The sequence below is a fragment of the Pararobbsia alpina genome, assembly GCF_965118125.1.
GTDB classification, from domain to species: Bacteria; Pseudomonadota; Gammaproteobacteria; order Burkholderiales; family Burkholderiaceae; genus Pararobbsia; species Pararobbsia alpina_A.
Genome location: NZ_OZ221288.1, coordinates 2,563,825 through 2,580,434, shown reverse-complemented (window position 1 = coordinate 2,580,434; position 16,610 = coordinate 2,563,825). Strand labels below are relative to the sequence as shown.

The 16,610-nt window shown below is 60.0% G+C and carries 15 protein-coding genes; 10 read left to right on the top strand and 5 right to left on the bottom strand.

What is annotated here, in order from left to right; genetic code table 11:
* Positions 1-4: 4 nt before the first annotated feature.
* Positions 5-310, top strand: coding sequence for a carboxymuconolactone decarboxylase family protein (locus ACMFWR_RS29535; RefSeq protein WP_413195925.1), 306 nt, complete (start codon positions 5-7; stop codon positions 308-310).
* Positions 311-503: 193 nt separating this feature from the next.
* On the opposite strand, the gene ACMFWR_RS29530 is transcribed toward ACMFWR_RS29535, so the two are convergent.
* The 3 genes from ACMFWR_RS29530 to ACMFWR_RS29520 all read right to left on the bottom strand — a co-directional run bounded on the left by ACMFWR_RS29530 (position 504) and on the right by ACMFWR_RS29520 (position 2,816).
* Entirely contained in the window at positions 504-1,214 is a 711-nt protein-coding gene (locus tag ACMFWR_RS29530; protein ID WP_413195924.1) for a hypothetical protein, read from the bottom strand.
* Positions 1,215-1,506: 292 nt separating this feature from the next.
* Positions 1,507-2,367, bottom strand: a complete 861-nt coding sequence (locus tag ACMFWR_RS29525) for a fumarylacetoacetate hydrolase family protein (protein WP_413195923.1) — start codon at positions 2,365-2,367, stop codon at positions 1,507-1,509.
* 47 nt (positions 2,368-2,414) lie between these two features.
* The gene (locus ACMFWR_RS29520) at positions 2,415-2,816 is read right to left on the bottom strand and encodes a tautomerase family protein (protein WP_413195922.1); all 402 of its coding nucleotides are present in this window, start codon (positions 2,814-2,816) and stop codon (positions 2,415-2,417) included.
* Positions 2,817-2,973: 157 nt separating this feature from the next.
* Between ACMFWR_RS29520 and ACMFWR_RS29515 the strand changes: the two genes are divergently transcribed.
* Together ACMFWR_RS29515 and ACMFWR_RS29510 are read left to right on the top strand one after the other, a co-directional pair.
* Positions 2,974-3,876 carry a LysR family transcriptional regulator gene (locus ACMFWR_RS29515; protein ID WP_413195921.1) on the top strand — a complete coding sequence of 301 codons (903 nt, stop codon included), beginning with the start codon at positions 2,974-2,976 and terminating at the stop codon, positions 3,874-3,876.
* Positions 3,877-4,057: 181 nt separating this feature from the next.
* Complete coding sequence (locus ACMFWR_RS29510) at positions 4,058-4,294, top strand: hypothetical protein (RefSeq protein WP_413195920.1); 237 nt, start codon at positions 4,058-4,060, stop codon at positions 4,292-4,294.
* 170 nt (positions 4,295-4,464) lie between these two features.
* Here the strand turns inward: ACMFWR_RS29510 and ACMFWR_RS29505 are convergent, their stop codons facing one another.
* The gene (locus tag ACMFWR_RS29505; RefSeq protein ID WP_413195919.1) at positions 4,465-5,391 is read right to left on the bottom strand and encodes a LysR substrate-binding domain-containing protein; all 927 of its coding nucleotides are present in this window, start codon (positions 5,389-5,391) and stop codon (positions 4,465-4,467) included.
* A 109-nt stretch (positions 5,392-5,500) separates the two neighbouring features.
* Here ACMFWR_RS29505 and ACMFWR_RS29500 point away from each other — a divergent pair, with 109 nt between their 5' ends.
* The 7 genes from ACMFWR_RS29500 (at position 5,501) to ACMFWR_RS29470 (ending at position 15,175) form a co-directional block, all read left to right on the top strand.
* Complete coding sequence (locus ACMFWR_RS29500) at positions 5,501-5,890, top strand: hypothetical protein (RefSeq protein WP_413195918.1); 390 nt, start codon at positions 5,501-5,503, stop codon at positions 5,888-5,890.
* Between the two features lie 126 nt (positions 5,891-6,016).
* A complete protein-coding gene (locus ACMFWR_RS29495) occupies positions 6,017-7,357 on the top strand; it encodes an MFS transporter (protein WP_413197384.1) in 1,341 nt (446 codons plus the stop codon).
* A gap of 134 nt (positions 7,358-7,491) precedes the next feature.
* Positions 7,492-8,550: a polysaccharide deacetylase family protein gene (locus ACMFWR_RS29490; RefSeq protein ID WP_413195917.1), complete on the top strand. Its 1,059-nt coding sequence runs from the start codon at positions 7,492-7,494 to the stop codon at positions 8,548-8,550.
* Positions 8,551-8,801: 251 nt separating this feature from the next.
* Positions 8,802-9,719, top strand: coding sequence for a class I SAM-dependent methyltransferase (locus ACMFWR_RS29485; RefSeq protein ID WP_413195916.1), 918 nt, complete (start codon positions 8,802-8,804; stop codon positions 9,717-9,719).
* A 219-nt stretch (positions 9,720-9,938) separates the two neighbouring features.
* A complete protein-coding gene (locus ACMFWR_RS29480; protein ID WP_413195915.1) occupies positions 9,939-11,162 on the top strand; it encodes an ATP-binding protein in 1,224 nt (407 codons plus the stop codon).
* Positions 11,159-13,246, top strand: a complete 2,088-nt coding sequence (locus ACMFWR_RS29475) for a hypothetical protein (protein ID WP_413195914.1) — start codon at positions 11,159-11,161, stop codon at positions 13,244-13,246. Before ACMFWR_RS29480 ends, ACMFWR_RS29475 begins: the two co-directional genes overlap by 4 nt.
* 222 nt (positions 13,247-13,468) lie before the next feature.
* Positions 13,469-15,175, top strand: coding sequence for a flagellin (locus tag ACMFWR_RS29470; protein WP_413195913.1), 1,707 nt, complete (start codon positions 13,469-13,471; stop codon positions 15,173-15,175).
* A 101-nt stretch (positions 15,176-15,276) separates the two neighbouring features.
* Here the strand turns inward: ACMFWR_RS29470 and ccsB are convergent, their stop codons facing one another.
* On the bottom strand, positions 15,277-16,521 hold the full coding sequence (gene ccsB / locus ACMFWR_RS29465) for a c-type cytochrome biogenesis protein CcsB (protein WP_413197383.1): 1,245 nt from the start codon (positions 16,519-16,521) through the stop codon (positions 15,277-15,279).
* Positions 16,522-16,610 lie beyond the last annotated feature (89 nt).

Sequence of the window (16,610 nt, the reverse complement as noted above, 5' to 3'; positions counted from 1 at the left end):
AATCATGTTCGATATGAAGCATCTTACTCGCCTGAAGCATCTGGACGAAAACGCACCTGAAACGATGAAGGCCTTTTGGGCATTTGATAAGGCCGTGTTCTCTGAAGGCGCTTTGACCGTGCAACAAAAGCAGTTGATCGCCGTGGCGGTCGCGTTGACCACGCAGTGCCCGTACTGCATCGAGCTGCACACGAAGGCGGCTCGCGATGCGGGCGCGACCGACGAGCAGCTTTCGGAAACCGCACTGGTGGCGGCGGCGATCCGCGCAGGCGGCGCGGTGACGCACGCCTCGCATCTGTTCCGCGGCTAAGTTCATTCGAGAGCCCCGGTGGCTCCGGGCTCTCGATCGAACCGACGTTGGATCGATGCTGGATCGATGGCGGAAGCGCCACCCCTGGGCGGCGTTGTGCTGGACGCGTCAGGAAGCGATAGCGCCATAGAAAACGCCGGAGTTAGTCGCTCCGGCGTTTGCGTTGCTGCAACGAAGGAATGCGCGCTACGCATTACCCCGTCACGGTCGTCGCGCGCTCTTCATCGACCATCGAGGTTTCGAATTGCGTGAACTCCGTGCTGCTCACCACGCGATTGTGATTGGTGTCCATCAGACTCAGCAGCATCTGGGATGTCTGGCTTGACGGGTCACTCGAGATATTGCCGAGTGCATGAAGCATCTGGGCATTCGAAACGGTTCCGGTTTCATTTCCGCCGAGCAGCGAGAAGAGCTGGTCCGCTTGCGCCTGCGTCCCGCCGAACTTCTCGATCAGCGAGTCGAACGTCGATTGCGACAACGTATCGCTGCCCGACTGTCCTGACGCCTGAAGCGCTTTCATCAGGTCCTGCTGATACGTGGGAGACGACGGGTTCAGGCCCAAAGGCAGATTCAGACCCGCGATAGGCTGAACCGTCACGGTGACGCCTGCTGCGGCGAGCCCGGACAGCCCTTGTGCATCTGCACCCAAGGCAACGGTCGACGTCGATCCGGAACTCGAAGCGCCCGTCGCGCCTGATGTGCTCGTGGTACTCGCCCCGGAGCTCGATGTCGAAGGCGCGCTTGCGGCGGCTTGTTCGGCCGCATTTTCGCGTGCCTGTTGAACCTCGCGCGTACGCTCGGCCAGCGCTGCGGCGAACCCGCCGCCGTCCGTATCGCTCGTTGCACCACCCGCGTTCTGCTTGTCACGGTAAAGGTTCGCACCAAACAACCCATTGATCGACATTGCATGCTCCGGACATTGAAGAATGGCTGCATTGTCTTGGATCGCATTCGGCGCAATCGATCGAACAGATGAGTACGGCTTTTTCAATTCCGCGGATTGAGGATCCGATCAGGTCAAACGCGTTTGCGCGTCGGATATCTCTGCCGCGATGCGTGAGCCCCCATGACCTGGACGCGTTGAACTAAAACACCCGCGAAACGACAGGCTTGACTCCGTGTGTGTGACACGCGGGTCCATGGGTTTTGGAGCTGCGTGTCACCCAGTCGCGCCGCAAAGGGCGCGACCGCCGCAATCACACGAACGTGTTGGTCAACGCGCCAAGCCCGGTGATCCGGATCTCTACGATATCGCCCGACGCCAGAAAACGCGGAGGCTTCATGCCGATGCCTACACCCGCCGGCGTACCCGTCGAGATGATGTCGCCCGGCATCAGCCGCATGCCGGACGACAAGGTTGCGATCAGCGTCGGGATGTCGAAAATCAGATCGCGTGTATTCGCGTTCTGGCGCAGTTCGCCATTCACATACGTCTCGAGCGTCAGATTGGTGGCCTCCACCTCATCCGCCGTCACGAGCCAGGGTCCCATCGGACAGAACGTGTCGAGCGCCTTGCCAAGGAACCATTGCTTGTGATTTTTCTGCCGGTCGCGCGCGGTCACGTCATTGATGATCGTGTAGCCCCAGACGTGTTGAAACGCGCTCTCTTTGGAAATGTGACTTCCTTCACGTCCGATGACGACGCCCAGTTCGCCTTCGTAATCCACCGCCGATGTCACGTCCGGATGCAGATCGACCTGTTCGCCTGTTGCGATGACGCTTGTCCACGGCTTGGTGAACACGGCCGGGTACTCATCGATTTCCGCGCCCGCAACGGCACCGGCTTCATATCCGCTTCGCGCGAACTCGCGTGCATGTTCCCGATAGTTCTTACCGACGCAGAAAATGTTTCTTTGCGGTCGCGCAAGCGGCGCTTTCAGCCGGATGTCCCTGACATCGAGCGTGCGGACAGCCGGAATCGAGCCAACCTCTTCGGGCTGGCCACGTCCGATGACGTCGAGCATGTCCTTCGCCTGAAGGACTGAAACACGCGTCTCCCCGGCTTCGAGAATGCCTACGCCCTCGACACCCTCATGCTCAAAGCTTACCAACTTCATAGTGTTCTCTCGTCTTTCTTAGCGTTAGTCTTGTGTGGCGTTCCGCTTCAAGTGCGCCACTCTTTCGGAGCGTAATGCATGATGCCGCTTCCAAACGACCAATCCTCGCGTTCGACGCTCACGAGATTGATAAAGACGTCCTGCTTTCGCAGGCCTGTCTTGCTATGGATCGTCTCGGCCACAGCCTTGTAAAACGCCTTCTTGACGTCGATGGAGCGGCCCGCGTTCCACGTTACCTGAATAAAAACGAAGTTGGGCGTGTAGGTCTCGCCCAGATAGCCTTCGCTCGGATACACAAGACTATCGCGATCGTGCCTTGTAATGATTTGGAATTTGTCGTGCGGCGGAGCATTGGCAAATTCAAACATGGCGTCATAAACAGCGTCGCTGATTGCCTGCACGGCTGGCGCGGGAATGTCCTTGGAAAGATCGATGCGGACGAATGGCATGGTTAAGCACTCCGGGGTGGGGTATGAGACACAGGTTGCACGGTCGAGCGTCCGTCGCATTGCCAGGACAAGCGAGCCGTTCCATTTGCTTGTAGAGTAGAGTCAAGTCACACTCGCAACAAGCGCATAATTCTCATGTCTTTCATGAGATACCAGCATGAACATCAACGACCTCAGAGCGTTCGTTGCAGTCGTCAAATCCAACTCGTTGACGCGCGCGGCCGAGACGCTGTTTCTGACCCAGTCAGCCGTCTCGCGACGCATTCAGCATCTTGAGGAGTCGCTCGGCGCGGAACTCTTCGACCGCGCGACCAAGCCGCCGAGGGTGACAGCGCTCGCGCATCGTGTGTACGCGCTCGCCGTGCCGCTGCTGCAAGGGGTCGATCGTCTCGTGGATGTCACGCGAGAAGACGCACCACCGACAGGGTTGTTCCGCATCGGCCTCACGCGTGTCGTATCCGACATCGCACTATTCGACGCGGTACTGAAGCTCAAGGATGCGTTCCCCGACCTCGAGGTGCAGTCGACCAATGATTGGGGGCCACAACTGTTTGCCCAGCTCGAGAACGGCGCGCTCGACGCAGCGACGCTCATGTTGCCCGCGGTGGCAGTCCCGCCAGCAAGCGTGAGCGCGAGACGCATCGCGACGCTTGAGGTGATGGTGGTGCAAAGTGCTCGCAAACCCTTGGTTCCAGAACGCGCGACGCTGGGCCAGCTCGCCAAACAGGGTTGGATCCTGAACCCTGAAGGGTGCGGCTATCGCGCGGCGCTCGAACATGCGTTCGACATGAAGGGGCAACCGCTGCGCCTGAGCGTGGACACACATGGCACGGACACGCAACTTCGACTGATCGCGGCGGGGCTGGGGCTCGGCCTCGTGCCGAAGTCGGTGCTCAACGCGAGCCCGCTGCACGACGATCTTGCCGTCGTCGATACCCGAGGGTTTTCCTTGAATCTCGCCGTGTGGCTGGCGCATGGGAACCACATGGGGAATCTCCGCGGCGCTGTCGAGGTGTTAGAGGGCGCGCTACTTGAAGCCTTCGCGTCGTCGAGCAGGTAGTAACCCGATACCCGAATGTAGATTGCATGGTTTGCAACGCAAACTGTTTACTTCGTCACACTAAAGAATCTCGCGAACGCGTCGTAAAGGAAGATGCAGCACTGGGTTTCTCTGCGGTGTGTGCTGCTCGCACACACAGTGCAGGGAGATTGGATCCACCCCGCCTTTACGGAGTCTGAATATGGGGGCACTGTTCGCATCGGACCGTTCGGTCATAGACATGCTGAACGAATATATCTTTCCGAAATCGGAGCACAACGTCAGTGTCGTAGAGATCGTGACGATGAACTACAAACTCATCGGCCGGTCAGCAGTCGAGAAGTTGATTCGTGACCTTCGCATGCATCGCGTCCAGGAATTTCAGTTGCGTGATACGAAGGGAACGGCACGATTTGTCGTCAACTACTTTGGCGATTGAGCTCTAGCTCGCAATACCGTTACTTTGAGCGCGCGCAGACTGCGTGACAGATTTGGCACCTTCAAAGTAACGGTTCTATTGCGCAATCGTGCGACGTAGAACCGACGAACGCCCGCGATACGAATCGCATCGGCATGTTCGGGCACAACACGCCACGCGCCATGCGAGGCCTAGGGAAGGACAAGGAGCGATGCCGTCTCCCGCACACGCTCAATCTGCTTTGCGAGAGCCTGACTAAAACTCTGCACCGCCGGCGACGCCGAGCGACCACGACGCCAGCGCAGCGCTGCCGCACGCTTCAGTCCACCATGCGCGATCGCGCGCACCACCACACGTTTGTGATCCCGCACAGCCAGTCCACTCGCGACGGTGGCCAGTTCACTCGCTTCAGCAAGACGCATCAGAGAGTCGACATTTGCCGCTTCGACGCGCACGTCCAGGGCGCAGCTCTCAGCGGCAAAAACGCGATCGATCTGTCGTCGCATCGCGAAGTCACGATTCAACAGGGCAAGCGGTTGGCGTGCGACTTCAGCAAGCGTCGCTCGGTGACTTAACCGCGTGTTTCTCCGCCGGCGTTGAATGAGCATCAGCGTCTCTTCGAACAGGGGTCGTTGCTCAATCCTGTCGTTCGAAAGCAGCGAGAAGGCGACGCCGACATCAAGGTCTCCCGACAACAAAGCGACATCGATCGCAGGCGCAGGAATCTCCACCACTTCAATGCGCAGCTGCGGATGCTGTGCGATCAACTCCGTGACAGCCGGAATCACCAGTGCGCGCGCGTATGTATCGATGGCGCCTACACGCAACGAACCGCGCACTTCAGTCGCGCGTGCCTGCAGCGAGGTCAAGGCGAAGTCGAGCTGATCCAGTGCAGGCTCGATGTCCCGGAACAGATGTTCGCCGGCAGACGTCAGTGCAATCCCCCTGCCGACCCGGTCGAATAACTGGGCATCGAGCAGATTCGCCAACTCGCGCAAGTGCTGCGACAACGCGGGCTGCGTCAGATGCAAGGCGTTCGCCGCGCGCGTCGCGCTGCCCAGCTTGGCCGTTGCTACAAAGCTACGCAGGAGCCTGAGATCGATCGCAGACGGATTCATAAGCCACCGTAATATATTCAGTCGAGAAACATAATTTTACAGAATCAATCCCGCGGCGTTCAATGGGCTCATCGCGGATCGCTTTCCGCCAGACCGCAGGTGCACGGCCATGCCTCACATCCAGATTGAAGCGACCCCGGAAATCGCAAAGCTCCTCGATTTCAGCGCCATGCTGAAGTCCATCCACCATGAACTCGACGCGCTCGGCTATGGACGCCGAGACGACTTCAAGAGTCGCGTTCACATCACGAATCAGGCACTCGCTGGCGATGACCCGCAAGGACAATTCGTCGTGGCCCGATTGATCATGACCAATCCGCGTCCGGCGTCCATGCAACGCGATATGGCGCGCGTGATTCACGACACCTTGCGCGCCGGGATCGAAGCGCACCAACCGTCGTTCTGGTGGCAGTGCTGCGTGCTGATCGAAATGTTCGACGCGTCGTCTTACTTCAAGACCGACTCGCACATGCTCGCGGCGGCGACGCTGGCTCGCTAGCGGGCGAGGCAGCACGGCGCCCCGGTTCGTTGGAACTTAAAAAAGAGCAGATCGACGGAGACACAGGTGAACTCACATATCGGCCCCGACGCCGCGATCGCGCAAGACACAGCGTCCGGCGATCGCATGGCGCTCTTTCATGCGAACGCATCGGCTCCCGATGTCGCCGATGATCGCGCCGCGCTCGACAACGTCTATCGCCGCGTCGCCTGGCGAATCATGCCCATATTGCTTGCCGCGCAGGTCATGGCATTCCTCGATCGCGTCAATATCGGCACCGCGAAATTGCAGATGGCTTCTGACTTGCACTTGAGCGCGACGGCGTACGGCTTCGGCGCAGGTGTGTTCTTTATCGGCTATTTCGTGTTCGAAGTGCCGAGCAATCTGCTGTTGCACAAGCTGGGCGCAAGGGCCTGGATCGCGCGCATCATGATTTCGTGGGGTGTCGTGTCGGCCGCGACCATGTTCGTCCATTCGACGAACGGCTTCTACGTACAACGCTTTTTGCTCGGGCTCACCGAGGCTGGCTTCTTTCCGGGGATCATTCTCTATCTCACCTACTGGTTTCCGGACCACCGCCGTGGTCGCATGACCACGCTGTTCATGACGGCCACCGCTGTCTCCGGCATCGTGAGCGGCCCGCTGTCGGCCTGGATCCTCCACGCGCTGGACGGCTACCTGAGCCTTGAGGGATGGCGCTGGATGTTCCTGATCGAAGCAGTGCCGGCGATTGTCATCGGGTTAGTCGTGGCCGTCGCACTGCCTGCGGGTCCGAACGAGGCGCGCTGGCTCGACGCATCCGAGCGCAGCTTGCTGGAGCGTGAGATCGGGTCCGGGCAAAGCCGTGCCGCTCAGAAGCACGGGCACACCCTTAAGGCACTCGCAAACCCTGCTGTGCTGTCGTTTTCCGCCATCTACTTTTTGCTGCTCGCCGGTCTCTACGGTGTGAGCTTCTGGCTGCCGACGGTGATTCAGTCAGCCGGAGTGTCGAGCACTGTGACCAACGGATGGATCACCGTCGTGCCGTATGCGAGCGCAGCGGTCGCGATGAACATCGTCGCACGCATCGCGGATCGCACACGCCAATGGGCTCGAGCGGTTGGTCTAAGTGCGCTCGTCGCGTGTGTCGCGTTCATCCTCAGTGCCGTCTACGCGTCGAATCTTGTCATCGCCGTCCTCACACTGTCCGTGGCGTGCGCCGGCATCCTTTCCGCTCTGCCGTTGTTCTGGAACCTGCCGACCGCGCGTCTGAGCGGCGTTGCGGCCGCTGCAGGCATCGCACTGATCAATTCGATCGGCAATCTCGCCGGATTCGTCAGTCCGTTTGCGATCGGATGGATCACGGACATTACGCATCACGCAAGCATCGGTGTGGGTGTGTTGGGAGTCGCCGCGCTGATCGCCGGGGTTTTGACACTCCAATTCGATCGTCGGCAACGCCGCCTTGCGCCGACTACGGCCGACTGAAGCCGCTGTAGGTGCGGTCCTCGCTGCGTGACTTTGCCGCCTGACCCTGCCGCGGCCCGAGTGACCCGCACGTGCTCTTTCAATCCGAACGTCCGGCGGAGCGCCTACCGGACATCCTTCATCAAGAGACCTCCATGCCGACACAAGCAGAGAACATGACCGCCTGCGACCGCGAAGACGGAATTCACCTCGACCGACGTACGTTTCTTGCGCGTGCCGGTGCGGGCGCCCTGGCAACAGGCGCAGTCCTCGCGTCTGCAGGCGCTGCCGCCCAGACAGCAACTGGCACGGGAGCAGGGGCATCGGTCTCGGTTCAGGCCGTCTCCGGCGCCCAGAACGGGCAATTCTGGCCGAATGGCGCGCGTCTCGTGATTTCGATCTCGATGCAATTCGAAGCCGGCGGCCAACCGCCTAAAGGGACCGACAGCCCATTTCCCAAAGTCGACTTTCCTGCCAGCGTTCCTGCCGACCTGGCCACCAACACGTGGTTCGCCTATGGCTACCGTGAAGGCATTCCGCGCATGCTCGACCTCTGGGACCGGCACGGCGTCAAAGTCACGTCGCATATGATCGGCGAAGCCGCCAAACGACATCCCGAGCTTGCAAAGGAGATCGTTGCACGCGGGCATGAGGCCGCCGGCCACGGACCGCGCTGGAGTTCTGAATACGCGATGACGCGCGCTGAAGAGCGTCAATTTCTCGAGCAGGCGGCGAGCATGGTTCAGGACGTGACGGGCCAACGCCCTGTCGGCTACAACTGCAATTGGCTGCGACGCGGTCCGAACACGCTGTCGCTGCTCCAGGAACTGGGCTACACGTACCACATCGACGACCTGAGCCGCGACGAGCCGTTCATCGAAAAGGTCAACGGCAAGGACTTTGTGGTCGTGCCTTATACCCTGCGCAACAACGATATTCTGCTGATTGAAGGCCGCAATTATTCGCCTTCGAAATTCCTTGAACAGATCAAGCTCGACTTCGATCAGCTGTATGACGAGGCCGGTTCGCGTCGACGCATGATGTCCATCAGCGCGCACGACCGGATCAGCGGTTCGCCGCAGATGGTTCGCGTCTGGGAGGAATTTCTCGTCTATGCGAAGAGCAAGACCGGTGTCGCGTTCATGCGTAAGGATGAGATTGCGAAGTATGTGCTGGGTAGTCCGCTGACGCTGAGGGAGTCGGAAACGATCTGATCGAGGTCACCCGCGCAGAGAGGCCTGACGGCGTCAAATGTCGGGGCCTTCGGAGACGTGGACGGCGGCGTGATGACCGGCCGCAATAGAGTCATCGCCGCCAGGTACCTCGCACACGCTAAGGTTTTGGAGGATTCAGCGTTACTTAAGCACGCGTGAATCAAGCTATGAACTGTCATGAACTTATGCGGACACGCCGACGCGTTTCAACCTCGTCGGCGCCACGCCGTTCCATAGCCTTCTTCAACGTGATGACTGAATCCTCCAATCGATCGGACGTCTGGTCCGAGTGGCTCCTGAACCTGCGTCACGCCGGTGATCTTGAGCAAAACAAGATCGTGCGCGAGGCGACGCTCGAAGTCGCTGACCGCGTGCTCGATGCGGCTAAGCTGACGCCCGCTTCCACGCTCCTGGACGTGGGCACGGGCGATGGACTCGTTGCCCTTCGCGCCATCGAGCGCATGGGCCCGGATCTGAAGGTTGTGATGACCGATGTCTCGGCACCGTTGCTCGATCATGTCCGCAGACTCGCGACAGAACGAGGATGGATCGATCAATGCCAGTTCATCCAGTGCCGGTCCAGCGACATGCCCGGCGTTGCTGACACAAGCGTTGATGTCGTTACGACGCGCGCGGTGCTCGCCTATGAAGAGCACAAGCCGAAAGCGTTGGCCGAGATCTTCCGTGTGCTGAAGCCCGGCGGCACGTTGTCGATCGCCGAGCCCGTCCTGATCGACGAAGCGCTTGCGACGAGTGCAATGCGACAGGCACTTCAGCAACATGCCGGCGTTCCGCCTGCCGACCCGCTGTTGCCCCTGGTTCACAAGTGGAAGTCCGCGCAATTCCCAGACACCCTGGAAGCGATCGCCGCGAGCCCGCTCACGAACTACAACGAGCGCAGCCTTGTTCAGATGGTGATGAACGCGAATTTCGTGGACGTCGACATGCAGCTGAGCATCCGGACCATGCCGTCGGTATTTACCTCGTGGGACACGTTCGTCGGCAGTTCACCGCACCCGCTCGCCCCCTCACTCACGCATATCCTCGCAACGAAGTTCACGCCGGATGAGCGTGCCTTGTTCGAGCGCATGTTAAGACCCGTCGTCGAGGCGGGACCCAATGTCGGTCTTGAGCGTGTCATTTACTTGACGGCGCGAAAGCCTGCTTAGTCGAACCGCTGAATCAAGCTGCCTAGTCGAACCGCCTGGTCGAACCGTTCAATCAAGCCGCTGAATCAAGCCGCTTAGTCGGACCGCTTAGTCGAACCACTCAATCGAGCCGCTGAATCGAACCGATTCGCCTGACCACCCATTCGAACGCGTCGAAGCCGCAGCACAATCGCCAGCAATTAAGGGGCCGTTAAGATTCGCAATGGGACACTTGCGGGCATGGCTTCCAATTTATCCGTGCCCCAAGAGTCCCTGCTGCCGTCCTGGCCGCATCACAGCCGCAAGTGGCTCGCCGAGCTATACATTCATCGCATGTTCGACGGCGATGAACGCGCCATGACGCTGATCGGATCGCATGGTTCGGGTAAAACCGCATTTCTTCTCCACGACTTGCTGCCTTCGCTACGGCAACACGGCACTCAATTCGCCTATGTCGACTGTCGCGCGCTCGCGACGCAGACGTCCGACAATGCAAGCGCCACCCCCGACGATGCGGGCTCGGGTGTACAGAAAGAAGCCAATAGCCCACGTGCCTGGGACACGGTCTGGCGTTCCGGACTTTTCGTCTCGCAACGCGTGAATCATCCGGAAGCGATGTTGCACTCGACAGAGTCGTCTCACACGCGCCTCGTCCGCCTCGGACAGGTGGCGCAGACGTTGATCGAGCGTTTTGCCGATGCGGACTTACCGCTCGTCCTCGTGTACGACGACGTTCACGAACTGACTCCCGCCAAAGGCGTCATCCTCGCGCAAGCGCTGCGAGCCCTGACGCGCGGACGCAGCGCGTTCACAGGGTGTCTGCTGACCAGCGCCGTGCGCCGCCTGTGGGCGGATCGAAGTGCGGCCAATGACGCTACGCTCCCTTTGCGCGAACCTCATGTGCTGCCCCCTCTCGGTCACGACTTCCTTGAGCAGGTGGCGGACTGGTTAAAGACACGTGCCCTGGGCTGCGCGAGCAACGCGATTGAGCTGGATGTGACCTGGCGCGCCGTAGGACGATCGCCCCGCTTGTTTCGCGATGTCCTCGGCTCGGTATTGCGCGGAGACCACGATGATCTCGCCGCTGCTGCTGAGAGCGTGCGTTCAAACGCCCTCTCAAAGGGGCTCGCGAAACTTGAGGAGTTCAGGCTGTCCAGCCTTCAGGCAGTTTTGCTGCGTGAGGTCTGGCTTGCGCGTACGGAGTTTTATGGCGCTGAACATCGCGAAACCTTTGCCCGGCTCGCTAATATGGCCGATGTCTCCAAGACAGACGTACAGGGCGGACTCAAACGGCTGGAGCGGCGCGGTCTTGTCTGCCGGGAGGAAAACAGCCGCTATGAGCTGTGTTCGCTGGACGTCGAGGAACTGATGAATCTGGATAAAATCCAGCATCGTGCCGAGATGCGTGAGCATTCACTCGGCGCAGACGAAGCCACGGAAGATCCTCGTTCGATCCAGACATGAATGCACCCCTCTACGCAGGAGACCTCGTACCTGCGCACGCACTCTCCGAATCGGAACCGCAGCAGCCCGCGGCGTCCGATACGGCCACGGGCGCGTCGTTCATATCGAGCCCGCGAAGCGGCCTTGTCTGGCTGGGCAACGCAGGAATCGGAAAGTCGACTGCACTGGTACAACGCTGGTTTCGCCTGCATCGTGATCTTTCGCTTTGCGACGACACCTCGGTTTTGCTGACCGCTTCGGCACGCTCGCGCGATGCCCTGGAAGCGTTGCTACGCATCGCAACGAGCGATGCGGCAGGATCTTCCGGCTTGAAGGTGCCGACGGCGCGTTGCCTGACGTTCTCGTCGCTCGCGCACGAACTTGCCGCGCCGTTTATCGATGCGGGCGCGGAGTTGCTCGACGCACCGGGTTCGGTCGCAGACTCAGCAACAGGCGGCCTCACGCCTCGCCAACGCTCGCTTGCCGATCAGGCCTTCGATGCGTGCGCGCAAGCGCATCCCGACTTCGTCCGTACGCTGATGACGCTGCTGCTCGGTCTGTCGGTGACCACGCCGAAAGCAACCGACGACCCCGAAGTGATTGAGGCCCACGCGCGCCTTCGTGCGGTATCGCGAATCGATGCGGCTTATACGAAGCGCATCGAAGACGACTGGGAGGAAACCGGCCTGTGGCCGGTTCGCGGCGTCGAGACGACGAACCGGCACGGGGCGCCCTACACGCTGTTCGTCGACGGATACATGTTCCTCGCGAACGGCTACGTGCGCGATCTGGATCTGCATATCGTTCTCGGTGCCCGTAGCGTGATTAGAGATCAGACTCTGCAGGCGCCGCAAGGCGATCTGTGGTCCTTGAGTCAACTCACATGGACGAAATCGCGCCTCTTGCTCGGAGGCAGCAAGGCGCGCGTGCGCGTGATTTCCACGGTCGCAGAACTCAGGCAACTCGCCGCGCAAATCGGATACCTTCGAATCCCGGCTACATCCACGCGATTGCGCTTCCTCATGCCGTGGCCGACGGCGTCCGACTGGATACCCGTCGCAGAAGCGTTGTTCCTGATCGGACAGCAAGTCGAACGTCATGGCGCAGACCCGCGATCCAGTGAGGCCACCGCCGCGCGCCTCCATATCGATCCGCCGCTCGCGAAAGCCTCAAGCCTCTTCTACGAATCGCTGTACGCTGCGTTCGACGCCGCGAAGGTTGAAACAATGGGCCGGATTCGCGTCAAGTTACTCGAAGCGAACGGTTGGCTCTCGCGCTTGCCACTACGTGCGCTTGAGCGCATGCAGCATGTCTTTATCGACGATATCCAGGCTGCCACGGACGTGGATCTGCAACTCGTGCTCGCAGCACACTCGCGGCTCGCAGCCGAGGGCGAACACAGCCACGCACCTTCGCTGTCCGGCACCGGCGATCCGCGGCAGCAGCTACGCCCTGGCATGCCATCAGCACAGGTCCTGGCCGGGCTCGTCGCACGGGCCGGTGTGTCGATCATCCACAACGTCGACGCGCCGAACAGGAGGTCGCCGACCGCCATTCGACAATGTGCTGAGCTGCTGATCGGATCCGCCCCAACATCTCGCGACAAAAACTCGCGGGCTATGCGCGCCTCCGGCGCGCAGGCCACGAATCTGCGTGCGAGTCCCATGATCCTCGTCCAGCGCTTCGACGATGGAGACGTACCGGGGCTCGTCCGGCATGTGCTCGACACCATGCCGCCCACCGCACGGCTACTGATCATTGCACTCAACGCAGCGGACTCGGCCTTCGCCACCGCCTTAAGCGCCTTCGCGCTTTCGACCGAGGCCCGCTTGCAGATCGAACGCGCAGACGCAGTCATCGGGTCGGACTCGGAGTATGTCCTGATCATTGGAGACATGCCTCGCAATCCGATCCTCCAGTCATCGGAAAACATCGACACGCTCGCTCGTCATGCGGCCTACACAGCCATGACACGAGCGCGTGAAGTCTGTATCTGGTTAACCCGGAAATTTACCCACGGGACAGCGAACACTTTGGCGAATGCGTCGGCACCGGTGCTGAGGTGCGATATGGCTCAGCTCATAGGTATGTTCAAGACAAAATAGATACTGGTATTTAAATCACATCACCACGCAAATACCACCTAAGGATTCCTTAACCTTAAATCGATGAAATAATAATTTTTTTGAAGGAAATTCGAAATCCATTCTAAAGCTACGAATGTCGACTCCGTTAACGGGCTCATCGGCAAATGAAACAGTGGTCATTTCATTTCGTCGATCGACTTGCACTCGCGTGCATCTTTTCCTGGAAAATGGAGCTGCTTCATGGCATCGATCATCAACACGAACATCCTGTCGCAGATCGCTCAGAACAACCTGACGAACTCGCAAGCCAGCCTGACTTCGGCTGTCACGCGTCTGTCGTCCGGCCTGAAGATCAACAGCGCGGCGGATGATGCTGCAGGCCTCGCGATCTCGGATCGCATGTCCTCGCAGATCAACGGCTTGACGGCCGCACAGCAAAACGCAACGAACGGTATCTCGCTCGCGCAAACGGCCGGTTCCGCTCTGTCGCAAATCACGTCGAACCTGCAACGTATCCGCCAGCTGGCCGTGCAAGCTTCGAACTCGACCTATTCGTCGACCGACCGTCAGTCGATGAATCAGGAAGTTCAGCAACGCCTCTCGGAAATCAACCGTATCGCGTCGCAAACGCAATACAACGGCTTGAACCTTCTCGACGGCTCGTTCGGCGTCGCGAACTTCCAGGTTGGCGCAAACGCTGGCCAGACGATCAGCGTGAACCTGTCGTCGAGCGTGAAGACCTCGCAAATCGGTCAAACGTCGGAAACGACGCTGCAAATCGGTTCGGCTTCGGGTCAAAACCTGGCGTCCGGTTCGCTCGCCATTCAGCTCGGTGGCGGCGCAACGTACGCAATCGGCACGGCAACGGCCGGAAGCGGTCAAGGCCAGGCAGCTGACTCGGCCTACGCAGCAGCTTCGGCGATCAACTCGTCGGACATCTCGGGCCTGAGCGTCACGGCAACGAACACGCAGAACATCACGCTCGCAGCATCGGTGTCGACGGCAACGACGATCAACATCAATGGCACGGACGTGTACAGCGCAGGCGTCGGCGCCCTGTCGGTCGGTAACCTGATCAACGGCATCAACGCGCAATCGGCTTCGACCGGTGTGACGGCTTCGCAAAACGCAGACGGTTCGCTGGCCCTGACGGCAGCGGATGGCCGCAACATCGCCATCACCGATTCGTCGGGCGCCAATGCGATCACGACGGGTGGCGCAGCGATCACGTCGACGGCGAAGACGCTCTACGGCACGATCACGCTGTCGTCGAGCAGCACGATCGGTCTGTCGGGCACGGACGCAACGACGCTGTCGAGCGGCACGAACCTGCAATCGACGGGCCGCGCAGTCAACTCGTCGGCTTCGCTGTCGGGCACGACCGCAACGAGCTTCACGCTGAACGGCACGGTCGTCACGACGGGCACGACGTGGAACGCATCGGACCTGGCTGCAGCCATCAACGCAGCGCACGTCACGAACGTTGTCGCTTCGGCAGACTCGAGCGGTCACCTGCAACTCGAATCGTTCTCGAACGCCGGCATCACCCTGTCGGGCAGCAGCGCAGTCGCATCGGACGCAGGCCTGTCGACGACGGCACAAACGACGATCTTCACGGCATCGGCTGGCAACAGCAGCCTGGCCACCGCCGACGTTCTGACGGTCGCTGACGCACAGAAGACGTTGCTCGCGGTGGACTCGGCGCTGCAACAAGTCGACAGCCTGCAAGGTCAGCTCGGCGCTGTGCAAAACCGCTTCGCATCGACGATCACGAACCTGCAATCGTCGACGCAGAACGCACAAAGCTCGCAATCGGCGATTCAGGATGCGGACTACGCGTCGGAAGCGTCGAAGCTGTCGCGCGCTCAAGTTCTGCAACAAGCCGGTACGGCAATGGTCGCGCAAGCGAACCAGATCCCGCAGACGGTGCTGAAGCTGCTGCAGTAAGCGGCATGGGGCCCGTTGCGTCGCAGAGGTTTCGGTGGCGCAACGGGCCGACCGGCTGGGCGCGGTCGCGGTCTAAACGCGTCGGGCAAGCGGTGCGTGCTTTAAAGCTTTCCGTAACTATGCAGCCCCGACAGGAACATATTGACGCCGAGGAAAGCGAACGTCGTGACGAGAAGACCGGTCAACGCCCACCATGCAGCCGCTGACCCGCGCAGCCCCTTCATCAAACGCATGTGTAGCCAGGCTGCGTAGTTCAGCCACACGATGAGCGCCCACGTCTCCTTCGGATCCCAACTCCAATAACCGCCCCAGGCTTGCGCGGCCCAGAGTGCGCCGAGGATCGTGGCAATGGTGAAGAAGGCGAACCCGACGGCAATGGACTTGTACATGACGTCGTCGAGCACTTCGATCGCCGGAAGACGATCGGCCAATACACCCCGCTCCTTGAGCAAATAGGCAACGGACACCATCGCGCTTAACGCAAAGCTGCCGTAGCCGATAAAGTTAGCCGGAACGTGGATTTTCATCCACCAGCTCTGTAGCGCCGGCACAAGCGGCTGGATTTGTTGCGCGTCACGCGAAACGGAATACCACATCAGAAAGCAGACGGCCGCGCTGATGACGAGCAATACAAAGGCGCCAAGGGCACGCGTGTTGTAGTGCTGCTCGTAGTAAAGATAAAACAACGAAGTAATCAGGCAGAAGAGCACGAATACTTCATAAAGGTTTGATATGGGAATATGGCCAACGTCAGCGCCCACGAGATAGGATTCGTACCAACGGACCATCAAGCCTACGAAACCCATCAATACAGCGGACCATGTCAGCATCGTGCCGATCGCGGCACCCGTTTTGGAACGACCCAGAACCCCAAGCCAATAAAATCCGGTAGCCAGCAAAAGTAGCGCACTCATCCACAGGATGGCGGACTGACTCGACAGCAAATACTTGAGAAAAAACGTGGTCTCCGCGCGCTCAAGATGTCCCTGGTACAACAGAGTCGATCCGATCGAAAGCGTGGCGATCAGCACCATCAGCAAGCGTAAAGACTTCCATCGCCAACCGAGGATCGCGAACGTCGGCACGGCGCAATCGAGCACGAGCTTGTCGTAATAATTCATGTGCCCGCTATAGCGGTACAGCGCGAATCCGGCACCTCCCGCCAGCAGGAACGCAAACGCCCAATCGACGACGCTCAAAGCCGAAAGGAATGACTTCCTCCCGGCACGCCTTCGCAAAGCCTCTTGCACCGCCCTATCCTGGGCAGAGAGGTGACGCAGAGGAGGTTTCGTGACGTCCTGACTGCCAGGCGCTTGAGTCGCCGAGGTCAACTGGCCGATTTCCATATGCTTGCCATCCTTCTGTGCCTGCATTCAGGGTTTTGCCACACCGGCAAATGCGCTTCGGGCGGACGTACGAGACGCGACACGGCATG